9 protein-coding genes and 1 pseudogene are annotated in these 12,958 nt (G+C 65.7%); 4 read left to right on the plus strand and 6 right to left on the minus strand.

What is annotated here, in order from left to right; translation table 11 throughout:
• The first annotated feature begins 568 nt into the window (after positions 1 to 568).
• The 4 genes and pseudogenes from AB0L58_RS41495 (at position 569) to AB0L58_RS41510 (ending at position 3,764) form a co-directional block, all read left to right on the plus strand.
• Positions 569 to 1,684 (plus strand): folate-binding protein, encoded by a 1,116-nt coding sequence (locus AB0L58_RS41495; RefSeq protein ID WP_364396712.1) that lies wholly within the window; start codon positions 569 to 571, stop codon positions 1,682 to 1,684.
• Positions 1,684 to 2,436: an MOSC domain-containing protein gene (locus tag AB0L58_RS41500; RefSeq protein ID WP_364396715.1), complete on the plus strand. Its 753-nt coding sequence runs from the start codon at positions 1,684 to 1,686 to the stop codon at positions 2,434 to 2,436. The genes AB0L58_RS41495 and AB0L58_RS41500 overlap by 1 nt, the downstream gene beginning before the upstream one ends.
• Positions 2,433 to 3,376, plus strand: a pseudogene (locus AB0L58_RS41505) (asparaginase). The gene AB0L58_RS41500 and the pseudogene AB0L58_RS41505 overlap by 4 nt, the downstream one beginning before the upstream one ends.
• A gap of 175 nt (positions 3,377 to 3,551) precedes the next feature.
• Entirely contained in the window at positions 3,552 to 3,764 is a 213-nt protein-coding gene (locus AB0L58_RS41510; protein ID WP_364396718.1) for a DUF3073 domain-containing protein, read from the plus strand.
• A gap of 285 nt (positions 3,765 to 4,049) precedes the next feature.
• On the opposite strand, the gene purM is transcribed toward AB0L58_RS41510, so the two are convergent.
• The 6 genes from purM to purF all read right to left on the minus strand — a co-directional run bounded on the left by purM (position 4,050) and on the right by purF (position 12,784).
• A complete protein-coding gene (gene purM, locus AB0L58_RS41515; RefSeq protein WP_364396721.1) occupies positions 4,050 to 5,129 on the minus strand; it encodes a phosphoribosylformylglycinamidine cyclo-ligase in 1,080 nt (359 codons plus the stop codon).
• Between the two features lie 209 nt (positions 5,130 to 5,338).
• Positions 5,339 to 7,036 (minus strand): ABC transporter ATP-binding protein, encoded by a 1,698-nt coding sequence (locus tag AB0L58_RS41520; protein WP_364396810.1) that lies wholly within the window; start codon positions 7,034 to 7,036, stop codon positions 5,339 to 5,341.
• On the minus strand, positions 7,027 to 8,052 hold the full coding sequence (locus AB0L58_RS41525; RefSeq protein ID WP_364396813.1) for an ABC transporter permease: 1,026 nt from the start codon (positions 8,050 to 8,052) through the stop codon (positions 7,027 to 7,029). The genes AB0L58_RS41520 and AB0L58_RS41525 overlap by 10 nt, the downstream gene beginning before the upstream one ends.
• Positions 8,053 to 8,144: 92 nt before the next feature.
• The gene (locus AB0L58_RS41530) at positions 8,145 to 9,161 is read right to left on the minus strand and encodes an ABC transporter permease (protein ID WP_364396816.1); all 1,017 of its coding nucleotides are present in this window, start codon (positions 9,159 to 9,161) and stop codon (positions 8,145 to 8,147) included.
• A gap of 113 nt (positions 9,162 to 9,274) precedes the next feature.
• Positions 9,275 to 10,831, minus strand: a complete 1,557-nt coding sequence (locus tag AB0L58_RS41535; RefSeq protein ID WP_364396724.1) for an ABC transporter substrate-binding protein — start codon at positions 10,829 to 10,831, stop codon at positions 9,275 to 9,277.
• Positions 10,832 to 11,224: 393 nt separating this feature from the next.
• Positions 11,225 to 12,784, minus strand: coding sequence for an amidophosphoribosyltransferase (gene purF / locus AB0L58_RS41540; RefSeq protein ID WP_364396819.1), 1,560 nt, complete (start codon positions 12,782 to 12,784; stop codon positions 11,225 to 11,227).
• Between the last annotated feature and the right edge of the window lie 174 nt (positions 12,785 to 12,958).

Raw genomic sequence — 12,958 nt, forward strand, 5'->3', positions numbered from 1 at the left:
GACGACTCGGACGCGAGACGGGCCGCGAACGGTCGCTCGTAAGACTCGCTCCGTGCTGGTCACTGATAGCGGAGTGTCCGGCACCCGACGTATACACACCAGACGGGTAAGTCCCGCACCTACGGCGCATACGCTTCGACAACTCGCAGAGACAGACCACGAACGGTCGCTCGTAAGACTCGCTCCGCGGTGGTCACTGATAGCAGAGTGCTCCGCACCCGACGTATACACACCAGACGGGTAAGTCCCGCACCTACGGCGCATCCGCTTCGACAACTCGCAGAGACAGACCACGAACGGTCGCTCGTAAGACTCCGTGGGGGCGTCTGAGCGGTGTGTTCGACCTCGGATAGGTGCCCGCTCAGCGGTAGGGCTGCGGCGCATACGCTTCGACAGCTCGGCCGATTCAATGGCGGCGCACTCGTGCGGACGCGAGCCGGGTCGCTCGTAAGACTGACTCCGTCGTGAGTTACCGACTCCGTCGTGAATTGCTTAGCGGAGGACGGTTCGGGACTGGTCGACAGGCCGCTGACAGCAGCCGATCAGGTTCGCGCTTAGAGTGGTTTACGTGTCCGTGGTCGTTGCACCCAGTCCCATCCTCGCTGTCGCGGGCGCCGTCGCGGGCCCGACCGGTTCGCCGGATGCCGCCGTCGCCTGGCATTACGGGGATCCCTTCGGAGAGCAGCGCGCCGCCGCGCAGCGGGTGGCGATCGTCGACCGTTCGCATCGCGGCGTCCTGAAGATCACCGGGGCCGAGCGGCTGACCTGGTTGCACACCATCAGCAGCCAGCACATCGCGAACCTCGGTGACGGTCGGTCAGCCGAGAACCTGGACCTCGATCTCAACGGCCGGGTGCTGCACCATTTCGTGCTTACCGAACTGGACGGCACGGTGTGGATCGACACCGAGGGCGAGCGCGGGCCGGCGCTGTTGGAATTCCTGACGAAGATGGTCTTCTGGGCCGATGCCAAACCGGTCGAGGCCGCCGATCACGCGGTGCTGAGCCTGCTCGGCCCGCGCATTACCGAGCTGACCGAAGCACTCGGCATTGCCACCCTTCCGGAGACCTACGAGGCAGTGCCGCTGCCGGACGGCGGATTCCTACGGCGGATGCCATGGCCAACCGCGGACTCCTTCGACCTGGTCATCCCCCGCGACCAACTCGCCGACCGCTGGGCCCGCCTCACCGCGGCGGGCGCCGAACCCGCGGGCATGTGGGCCTTCGAGGCACTGCGCGTCGCGGCGCTGCGCCCCAGGATCGGACTCGACACCGACGAACGAACCATCCCGCACGAGGCCCGCTGGATCGGCGGCATCGCCGAACACGGCGCGGTGCACCTGGACAAGGGCTGCTACCGCGGCCAGGAAACCGTGGCCCGGGTACACAACCTCGGCAAGCCGCCGCGCCACCTGGTGCTGCTGCATCTCGACGGCTCCGCCGACGAACGCCCGACCACCGGTACCGATATCACCGCGGGCGGACGGGCCGTCGGCCGCCTCGGCACCGTCATCGACCACTACGAATACGGCCCCATCGCGCTGGCCTTGATCAAACGCGCCATCCCGGCCGAAACCGAACTGGTCGCGGGCCCGACCGCCGCCGCCATCGATCCGGATTCGGTCCCCGCCGACGACGCACCCCAGGCGGGTCGGATCGCCGTCGACCGGTTGCGTGGCCGCTGATGCAGCCCGATAGTGCTCGGGTGCTTGCGGTGTGCGTCGTCCACGCCGAGCTGGAGGTGCCGAACCGCGTCGGCCGGACGGCCATCGATAAGCGACCGATCCCCCATCGCGTCGCCGTGCGGGCCCTCGGGCTCGACGGCGATCACGTATGCGACACCAAGCATCACGGCGGCGTGCATCAGGCCGTCTACGCCTACGCCGAGGAGGACGCGCGGCGCTGGGGCGAGGAACTCGGCCGCGAACTGCCCCCGGGTTGGTTCGGCGAGAATCTGCGTATCGCCGGACTGCCGGTCAGCGATGCGGTGATCGGTGCCCGCTGGGCTATCGGCGACACGCTGCTCGAGGTGAGCGCACCCCGGGTGCCGTGCTCGACCTTCCAGCACTGGTCCGGCGAAGCCCAATGGGTCAAGCGGTTCACGCTGCACAGCGATACCGGCGCCTACCTGCGCGTACTCACCGAAGGCACGATCGGCGCCGGCGACGAGGTGCGCATTGTGTACACGCCCGACCACGGCATCACCGTCCGCGACCTGTTCACCGGCCAAGATCCCGATCGCCTCGCGATTCTGCTCGCGACCGAACCGACGATCTCGGATGATGTGCGGATGCAGATCGAGCGTCACGGCCGCCGCCACGCCAATACCAACCGTGCCCGCGAGCAGCGGGTCGATGTGGCAAGCGCCCGCGCGCAGCAGGTCGATGTGGCAAGCGCCCGCGAGCAGCACGGCGAACCGACCGGAGCCGAGCTATGACCGTCGAACTGGTCGAGGTCGTCCGCTCCGGCTTCCGCGAATGCGTGCACAGCGGTTCGGTGGTGCTCCTCGGCGCCGACGGTGAACCGACCCTGGCACTCGGCGAGGTGCACGTCCCGATCTTCCCGCGCTCCACCAATAAGCCCATGCAAGCGATCACCTTGCTGCGCAATGGCTTCGAACCGATCGACGATGCCGAACTGGCCATCGCGACCGCATCGCACTACGGCGAACCGGATCACGTTGCCCTGGTCGAGCGACTGCTCGACCGTTTCGGCTTCGACGAGAAGCCCTCGAATGCCCGCCCGATCTGCCGCAGGAGGAGCGCGCAAGGGCCATGGCACTGCCCGAACCCCGCCGGGTGTACATGAACTGCTCCGGTAAGCACGCGGCCATGCTCGCCACCTGCGCCGTCAACGGCTGGCCCACCGAGGGCTACCTGGACCAGGCACATCCGCTGCAACAGGCGGTGCTCGCCACCATCACCGACCTGACCGGCGAACCGGAAACCGATCTCGGCATCGATGGTTGCGGACTGCCGATCATCCCGGTCTCGCTGGTGAATCTGGCCCGAGCCTTCGCGGCCATGGCGACCGCGGCGCCCGGTTCGCCGCAGCGACGCGTCGCCGATGCGATCCGCGCGAATCCACGAGTGATTTCCGGCACGAACGCACCCGATTTATTGACCATGCAGGCCACCCCCGGCCTGGTCTGCAAGATCGGCGCGGACGGTGTGCACGCGGGTGCGCTACCGGATGGAACAGCGTTCGCGTACAAGATCGCCGACGGTCACGACCGCGCGCGCATCCCCCTGACGCTGGCCATTCTGCATCGCATGGGCATCGAGTGGACCGCCGCGCATGCCGAACTCGCGGCACCGCCGGTGCTCGGCGGCGGTGCCAGGGTCGGGGTCATCCGAGCGATTCCCGGGGTCGTCTGAGCGGTCGCCCCGGCGGCGACAACCGGGCAAACGGCACCACTTCCGGAGTTCTTCCCCCACTCCTGGAAGCGCGACCGCCGGACACACGCTAAAGTGTCTGTCAGGAAGAGTATTAATTCGAACGGGGCCGCCAACAAACCCCAGGCCGCCCCGCAGTGACGCGAGGGGGTCAGCCATGGGCCGTGGCCGGGCTAAGGCAAAGCAGACCAAAGTCGCACGCGAGCTGAAGTACAGCTCCGCGCCGACTGACTTCGCGAGCCTTCAGCGCGAGCTTTCGGGTAGCCCCACCTCCCAGCGGAGTGGTGGTGTGCTGTCCGATGAGCACGACGCGGACGAATCCTCATCCCGCTGGGACGAGGACGACGACTACAACGACTGGCGCCGCTGACTCGGTAGACGATGAAGGGGGAGGCCGACGGGCCTCCCCCTTCACCCGTTGACGCCGCGTGACCGGACGAACCATTCGAGGCTTGCACAGCAACAGCGTCCCGCATCCGACGATGCGGGACGCTGTTGTGAATTTCCATGCGCGACAAACGGAACCACTACGCGCGAGTCTTACGAGCGCCGTTCGCGGCCCGTCTCGTGTCCGCGCCGACGGCGCGGCCATCGAACGGACGCGAGACACCAGGGGGCCGCGAACACGCAGCGCCGAAGGCGCGGCAAATTGGACTCAGAAGCGCGGATGCTCGCCGACCAGTACGGCGCGCACCGCGTCGGCATCCTTGGCCTTCTTGACGGTGCCGAGGGTCCAGCAGGCGATGTGCCGCGCCGTGAGCACGGCCAACGCCCGGTCGACATCCTCGGGCGCCACCACGGCGACCATGCCGACACCCATATTGAAGGTCTTCTCCATCTCGACCCGGTCGACGCGGCCGCGCTGGGCGATCATCTTGAATACCGGCGCCGGATTCCAGGTGCCGCGATCCAGTTCGGCGACCATGCCCGCGGGAATCACCCGGCCCAGATTCGCGGCCAAGCCGCCACCGGTGACGTGTGCGAAGGTGCGCACATCGGTTTCGGCGATCAGCGCGAGGCAGTCCTTGGCGTAGATGATCGTCGGCTCCAGCAGCTCCTCACCGAGGGTGCGGCCGAACTCCTCGACCTGCCCGGTCAGCGACATCCGGTCGATATCGAGCAGCACCTTGCGGGCCAGGCTGTAGCCGTTGGAATGCAGACCCGAGGAACCCATGGCGATCACCACATCGCCGGGACGCACCCGGTCCGGACCGAGCACCGAATCCGCCTCGACGACGCCGACACCGGTCGCGGAGAGGTCGTAATCGTCTGGATCCATCAGACCGGGATGTTCGGCGGTCTCGCCACCGAGCAGTGCGCAGCCCGCCCGCACACAACCCTCCGCGATACCGGAGACCAGTTCGGCCACCTTCTCCGGGACGACCTTGCCGATAGCGATGTAGTCCTGCAGGAACAGCGGCTCGGCGCCGCAGACCACCAGATCGTCCACGACCATCGCGACCAGGTCGAGGCCGACCGTGTCGTGTTTGTCCATCGCCTGGGCCACCGCGATCTTGGTGCCGACCCCGTCGGTGGAGGCCGCGAGCAACGGCTCACGGTAGCCACCCTTCAGTGCGAACAGCCCGGCGAATCCGCCGAGCCCACCCTGTACTTCGGGTCGGCTGGCCTTCTTCGCCAATGGCCCGAACAACTCGACTGCGCGGTCACCCGCCTCGATGTCCACGCCGGCTGCGGCGTACGAGGCACCGGCACCACTGGGGGTCTGTTCAGTCATTTTCGGGGAAAGCTCCAAACCGAATCGGCGGATAGATGCCAGCTCACGCTACCGGAGCCGAATAACGAGCTTGCAGCGGACATCACGCTGGATGGCCACCACCAGGACAAATGCGACGATTGATCTCGCACGCACCCGGGTGACTCACCGGGCACGCCAGGAAGGTGTCGCCCCCATCCGTCGGCCCGGCGAATCAAACCCGCTGGCACTCACGAGTCCGGGGGAGCCTGCTCTGTCGCGAATAGGGCCGCCGTCTGCGCACGCCTGCGTCGCTGCTCCACCGGATCGGGCACCGGCACCGCGGCGACCAGTCGCTGGGTGTACTCCTGCTCCGGACGGCGCAGAATGCGATCACGATCGCCCTGCTCCACCACCGCGCCGTTGCGCAACACCACGATCCGATCCGCCAGCTGGTCGACGACCGCCAGATCATGACTGATGAACAGGCAGGCCCAGCCACACTCCTGCTGTAGCTGTCCGAACAGCTCCAGCACCGCCGCCTGCACCGAGACGTCCAGCGCACTGGTCGGCTCGTCGGCCACCAGCAGGTCCGGATCGAGCACGAGCGCCCTGGCCAGGCTGGCGCGCTGGCGTTGGCCGCCGGATAGTTCGTGCGGATAGCGGCGTTCGGTGCCCGCGGGCAACCGCACGTCATCGAGGAGTTTGCGGACCCGAGCGCGGATCTGCGCGGAACTGCCCGCCTTGTGCACGATCAGCGGTTCGGCCACGCACTCGCCGACGGTGAGCCGCGGATTCAGCGAACTGGCCGGATCCTGGAAGACGAATCCGAAGCGGCGGCGAATCGGCCGCAGCTGCCGCTGCGACAGCTCCGCGATGTTCTGTCCGCGTATCTTCACGACTCCGGAGGTCGGGCGCTGCAATGCCGCGACACAGCGGCCGATGGTCGACTTCCCGGAGCCGGATTCGCCGACCAAGCCGAGGGTTTCACCCGGCCGAATGGATAAACTGACGTTGTCGACGGCACGGAACGGCGGTCGGCCGAACGGTCCGGGGAACTGCACCACCAGATCGGTCACCTCCAGCACCGACTCGGCGGCGGCGACCTCTTCGACCGCTCCGTGCTCCAACTGTTCGGTCCCCAGATGCGGTACGGCGGCGAGGAGTTTGCGGGTGTACTCCTGCTTCGGCTGCGCGAACAGCTCGTCCACCGGCGCCTGTTCGACCACCTTGCCGTCGTGCATCACCACCACTCGGTCGGCGATATCGGCGACCACACCCATGTTGTGCGTGATCAGGACGATGGCGCTGCCGATGCGATCACGCAGATCCCGCAGCAGCTCCAGGATTTCGGCCTGCACGGTGACATCGAGTGCCGTGGTCGGCTCGTCGGCGATGATCACCTTGGGCTCGCAGGAAATCGCGATCGCGATCATCACGCGCTGTTTCTGACCGCCGGAGAGCTGATGCGGATAGTAGTCCACCCGGTGTTCCGGATCGGGCAGGCCGACCATGCGCAGCAATTCGATCGCCCTGGCCTTGGCGGCCTTGCGGCTCATATCGCTGTGCGCCCGCAGTGCCTCGGCGATCTGATAGCCCACCGTGAACAGCGGATCGAGCGCGCGACCCGGCTCCTGGAAGATCATCGAGATCGCGCCGCCGCGCAGCGCGGTGAGCTGGCGCTCGTTCATCGCGGTGACCTTGTCCGCACCGAGGGTGACCAGGCCCTCGACCCGAGCGGTATGCGGCAGCAGTCCGATCGCGGTGCGCGAGCTCACCGATTTGCCCGAGCCGGATTCCCCGACGATGGCCAGCACCTCGCCCGGAAATACCTCATAGGAGACATCGCTGACCGCGTAGACGGGCCCGGCATCGGTGGCGAAGGTGACCGAGAGCGATTCGATGGACAGCGCCGGGTGTTTCTCGGCTATCGCTTCCGTCATTGCGATACTCCTTCCCCTGCTGAACCGTCTTTATCGACGGCGCTATCGCCTTCCAGCAGCTCCAGTTCAGCGACGGTTAGTTCCGTTGCGGGAGTGTTCTTTTCGAGTCCGTCGACCCCGGCGCTCGCGCCGTCGCCCACGACGGTGGCCGGACTCACCGCCCGCCGGGTGCGCAGCAACGGATTGAGCACCTCGTTGAGACTCTCGCCGACCAGCGTCAGCCCGAGCACCACCAGCACGATGGCGGTACCCGGGAAGATGCCCGTCCACCAAATGCCATTGGAGACATCGGAAAGCGCCTTATTGAGGTCGTAGCCCCATTCGGCGGCCTGGGTCGGTTCGATGCCGAAGCCGAGAAAGCCGAGCGCGGCCAGTGTCAGGATGGCATCGCCCGCGTTCAGGGTGACGATCACCGGCAGCGACTGAGTGACATTGGCGAGGATGTGCCGGAACATGATTCGAGTGGTGGACGCACCGGTGACCCTGGCCGCATCCACATACGGTTCGTTCTTCACCGCGACGGTCGCGTTGCGGACCACCCGAAAGTACTGCGGCACATAGATCGCCGTAATCGCGACGGACGCCGACAGCACGCCGCCGAAGCTGCTCGACTGCCCGCCCGCGACCACGATGGAGACCACGATCGCGAGCAGCAGGGTCGGGAACGCGTAGATGGCGTCCATGAACAATACGAGCACCCGGTCCAGGGCACGTCCGATGTACCCGGACACCAATCCCAGCGGTACTCCGACGACCAACGACATCAGCAGCGAGATCGCGATCACCAGCAACGCGGTGCGGGCGCCGAAAATCACCCGGGACAGCACGTCCTCGCTACGTACCGATGTACCGAACCAATGCTGACCCGATGGCGGTTGCTGGGCCACGAAGGCGACACCGTCCGACGAGTTCTGGGCGAGTCCATACGGTGCGATCAGCGGCGCGAAGATCGCCACGAATACGAATACCGCGACGAGCCCGAGTCCGACGATCAGCGTCACCCGCTGCAATCCGGCGGTCATGGTGAACAGCCGCAATCCAGGGATCCGCCTGCGTTTTGTCGGCGGCACCGGTGATATCACCAGTGGTTCGTTCGCCAATTCCGGAGCGGTCATCAGAACCTCACTCTCGGGTCGATCAGCGCGACAATGACATCCACCAGGAAGCTGATGACCGCGACGGCCAGCGCCAGGAACGCGACAATGCCCTGCACCGCGATGAAATCGCGCTGATGCAGGTATTCCGCGAGCTGATAACCCAGCCCCTTCCATTCGAAGGTGGTCTCGGTGAGCACCGCGCCGCCGAGCATTGTCGCGATATACATGCCCATCACCGTGATGATCGGAATCATCGCGTTGCGCACGGCATGTCGGCCCGTCACCACCCGCGCCGAAAGTCCGCGGGCCCGTGCGGCATCCACGAATTCACTGCGCAGCGTCTGGATCAGATTGACGCGCACCAGGCGCAGGAATATGCCCGCCGTCAACAGACCGAGTGCGACCGCGGGCAATATCGCGTGCTTCAGCACATCGATCAGATAGCCGGTATCCCCGTACAGGATTGCGTCGACCACCATGATGTTGGTCTTCGGCGAAACATGCTGCAGTTGCAGTTCCACCGACGTGCTCGCCCGCCCGGCGACCGGCAGCCACTCCAGCTTCACCGCGAAGATCAGCTTCAGCAGCAGGCCGACGAAGAAGACCGGCGCCGCGTAGGCCAGGATGGCGAATAACCGCAGTCCGGCATCGGCGGTCGAATCACGGTGTGTCGCAGCGTATCTGCCGAGCGGCACGCCGATCGCGAAGGCGACGAGCAGCGCCCAGAACACCAGCTCCAGTGTTGCCGCGCCGTAGGTTGTCACCACCTCGCTGATCTGCCGATTGTCCTGGGAGTGGCCGAAATCCCCGTGCATCAGCCCAGAGATGTACTCCCAGTACTGGGTCAGGATCGGCCGGTTCAAACCGGCCGCCTCCTTGCGCACTTCGATCTGTTGCTGGGTCATCCGTCCGCCCATCGCGGCGCTGATCGGATCGCCGATCACCCGCATCAGGAAGAACACGACGGTGACCAGGATCCACGCCGTCGGCAGGATCAAGAACAGTCGAATCACCAAATACCGCAACAACGCCAGCTGTCGGGAATCCCCACCGAACTTCCCGACCCATGGCAGCCCGAAGCGCCGGACCCGATCCGATGCCCGCTTTTCCGCGGTGGCAACAGATTCGGGCCCGGCTTCGCCCGATGTCACTTGCTCAGCACCGTGTACCGGAACTTGAAGGACGCGTCGAGTGTGTCTGTAACACCCTTGACGCTCGGATTCGACACCGCGATCTGCTTACCGGACAGCAGCGGCAGGGTCGGCAGGTAGTTCTGCGCGAGATCCTTCTGCACGTCCTCGATCAGCTTGATGCGCTTGGTCTTGTCCTGCTCGGTCGTCTCCGCGGTGAGCTGCGCGGTGATCTTCGGGTCCTCGAAGTGCGACTGCAGGAAGTTGTTGGGCGCGAAGAACGGGGTCAGGTAGTCGTCGGCGTCCGGGTAGTCCGGGAACCAGCCGAAGTGATAGAGCGGGTAACCGTCACGGGCCCGTTCCTTCTGGTAGGTGACCCATTCGGTGGATTGCAGATTCACCTTGAACAGTCCGCTCGACTCCAGCTGCGATTTGATCGCCGCGTACTCCTCGGAGCTACTCGAACCATAGTGATCGGGGTTGTACTGCAGATTCAGTTCCACCGGGGTCGCGACGCCGGCGCCGGAGAGGAATTTGGCCGCCGCATCCTTATCGGGCTTGGCGCCATAGAGATCCTTCAGCGGCTCGGCCGCACCTGGCATGCCTTGCGGCACAAAGCCATACGCGGGCTGGTAGGTGTTCTTGTAGACCCCCTCGGCCAGCGCGGGTCGGTCGATCGACGAGGCGATGGCCTTGCGCACTGCCAGCTTCTGCTCGGGGGTTCCGCCCGGCATGGTGTTCAGATTGAAGACGATGTAGCGCAGTTCGCCGCCGGGCCCGTCATCCACCTTGACCTTGCTGTCCTTGCGCAGCGATTCGATATCGGTCGGCGTGAAGGATCGGTACGCGACATCGAGCGCACCGCTCTGCAGATCGAGCTTCATATTGTCGGAGGTCGCGTAGTACTTCGTGGAGACCTGCGACGTCTTCGGAGTGCCGAGGATGCCCTGGTAGTCCGGGTTCGCCTTGTATTCGACCAGCTTGTTCTTGTCGTAGCTGGCGATGGTGTACGGGCCCGAGTAGCCCTTGGCCTTCACCACGTCCTCGTCCGGCAGCACCTTATCGGCCGGGAAGACCTTCTCGTCCACGATGGGACCGGCCTGGGTCGGCAGGATCGCGGGGAAGGTCTGATCGTTGGCGACCTTCAAGGTGAAGTTCACGGTCAAGTCGTCGACGGCCTCGGTTTTCGCGAGATTGCCCAGCAGCGAGGCGGGACCGTTCGGGTCGTTGATGCCTTGCATGCGATCGAAGGAGAACTTGACGCTCTTGGCGGTCAACGGGTTCCCATTGGCGAACTTCAGGCCCGATTTCAGCTTGCAGGTGTACACCGTGGGCGCGCTGAAGTCGCACTTCTCCGCGGCGTCCGGCTTCGGCGTGGCATCGCCGGGCGCGAAATTCAACAGATATGAGTAGATCTGGGTTTCGACCAGCAGCGAGCCGTTGTCGTACGCGGCCGCGGGATCGAGCGAGAAAATCTTGTCCGTGGTGCCGGCCACCAGGCCGGCCCCGTCACCACCCCCACCGGTACGCCCCGATCCGCATCCCGCGATCGCGGACACGGCCAGCGCCGCCATCCCGACCGCCGCGATTCGTCGCGTCCGGTCACCTCGCCCAGGCTTCCTCGAAACCATCATCAGGCCCCACTTCTCGAGCGCGCCGCACCGCGTGTCCTGGATCACAGGTCTGCGATGGGCACGGTTAACTTCCGATATGTCGGGCACCGTACCCAGGATCCATTTCTGGGATGTTGCGTTTTCAAAGAAAAAATCACAGGGGTGTTGCGGACGTTGCGAATGGTGCGCGGACAACACCGGATCACCGGACGAATGACCAGGTTCGGCCCGAAGTCAACGCTGACGCGTCTCGAGGAGGCCACGGCACAGCGGCGGACAATTCCAGCCCGAGCTCGGCCCGAACAAGATCGAACCCCCCGGCTGTCGCCGAGGGGTTCGTGGCGGTCGGATCCGTCAGGGGCGGCTCAACGCACTCGCATTCGCGTTCTCGCTCAACAGCATCGCCTCGGACTGACCGCTGAGTATGCCCTCGAGCACGTTCTTGCCGATGGCCGCCTCGGTGGGCAGCGGAATCGGGTAATTGCCGTCGAAGCAGGCAGAACACAGCCGGGAGCGCGGCTGCTCGGTGGCCGCGATCATGCCCTCGGTGGAGATGTAGCCGAGGGTGTCCGCGCCGATCGAGCGGCGCACCGCCTCCACCATGTCGTCGTAGCTGTCATCGGCGCCCGCGCCATTGGCGATCAGCTCCGCGCGCGAGGCGAAGTCGATGCCGTAGAAGCAGGGCCACTTCACCGGCGGCGAGGCGATCCGCACATGGATCTCCACCGCCCCCGCCTCGCGCAGCATCCGGATCAACGCGCGCTGGGTATTGCCGCGCACGATGGAGTCGTCCACCACGATGAGCCGCTTACCCCGGATCACCTCGCGCAGCGGATTCAGCTTGAGCCGGATGCCGAGCTGGCGGATGGTTTGACTCGGCTGGATGAAGGTGCGCCCGACGTAGGCGTTCTTCATCAAGCCCTGCCCGTACGGCACACCCGAGCCCTGCGCGTAACCGACCGCGGCGGGCGTACCGGACTCCGGCACCGGAATCACCAGATCAGCCTCGACCGGATGTTCCTTGGCCAGGCGACGGCCGATCTCCACCCGGGTGGCGTGCACCGAGCGCCCGGAGATGGTGCTGTCGGGCCGGGCCAGGTAGACGTATTCGAATACGCAGCCTTTGGGTTCCGGATTGGCGAAGCGCATGGACCGCACACCGTCGGCATCGATCGCCAGCAGTTCGCCCGGCTCGATTTCCCGGACGAAGGCGGCGCCGACGATATCCAGCGCGGCGGTCTCACTGGCTACGACCCAGCCACGCTCGAGCCGACCGAGGCACAGCGGACGAACGCCATGTGGGTCCCGCGCGGCGTAGAGGGTGTGCTCGTCCATGAAGGTCAGACAGAACGCGCCCTTCAGGGTCGGCAGCAGCTTCATGGCGGCCTGCTCGATGCTCGAATCCGCCGCGGCGTGCGCGAGCAGCGCGGTCATCACATCGGAGTCGGAGGTGGCGGTGATCGGCGCGGGGCGACCACCGGAGACCGGCGGCATACCGATCAACCCGAGTTCGCGTGCGCGCGCGCTCAATTCGGCGGTATTGACCAGATTTCCGTTGTGGCCCAACGCGAGTCCGGAACCGACCGAGGTGGTACGGAAGATCGGCTGCGCATTCTCCCAGGTGGTGGAGCCGGTAGTGGAATAGCGACAATGACCGACGGCGATATGACCCGGCATCGCGGCCAGCGTCTGCTCGTCGAATACCTGGCTGACCAGGCCCAGATCCTTGAAGACCAGAATTTGTGAGCCGTCGGAGACGGCGATACCCGCGGCTTCCTGGCCACGGTGTTGCAGCGCATACAAGCCGTAGTACGTGAGCTTGGCCACGTCCTCGCTCGGCGCCCAGACTCCGAACACACCACACTCTTCGCGTGGTTCGTTCTCGACCTGATCGGGGGTAGTTTCGACCGGCATCTCGGCGTTGGTCACCGTTTGCTCCCTGTTCGGGCGGGCTGGGGGCAATCGCCATTCTACGGGTGGATCATGCGCCGCGATCACCGCCACCGGGGAGGCACAGCAATCGCCGGGCGACGCTGCCGTTTTTCCACGCGGCACGGTGTTACCGTGCCAGCCGTGACGACTTCGGAC

The sequence above is a fragment of the Nocardia sp. NPDC052112 genome (assembly GCF_040680135.1).
Classification (GTDB): Bacteria; Actinomycetota; Actinomycetes; order Mycobacteriales; family Mycobacteriaceae; genus Nocardia.

What these genes read in the sequence shown, in the direction of transcription:
- AB0L58_RS41500 (WP_364396715.1), top strand. Translation starts at nt 1,684, where the DNA reads ATGCAGCCCGATAGTGCTCGGGTGCTTGCGGTGTGCGTCGTCCACGCC.
- AB0L58_RS41510 (WP_364396718.1), top strand. Translation starts at nt 3,552, where the DNA reads ATGGGCCGTGGCCGGGCTAAGGCAAAGCAGACCAAAGTCGCACGCGAG.
- purM (WP_364396721.1), bottom strand. Translation starts at nt 5,129, where the DNA reads ATGACTGAACAGACCCCCAGTGGTGCCGGTGCCTCGTACGCCGCAGCC.
- AB0L58_RS41525 (WP_364396813.1), bottom strand. Translation starts at nt 8,052, where the DNA reads ATGACCGCCGGATTGCAGCGGGTGACGCTGATCGTCGGACTCGGGCTC.
- AB0L58_RS41535 (WP_364396724.1), bottom strand. Translation starts at nt 10,831, where the DNA reads ATGGCGGCGCTGGCCGTGTCCGCGATCGCGGGATGCGGATCGGGGCGT.
- purF (WP_364396819.1), bottom strand. Translation starts at nt 12,784, where the DNA reads ATGCCGGTCGAAACTACCCCCGATCAGGTCGAGAACGAACCACGCGAA.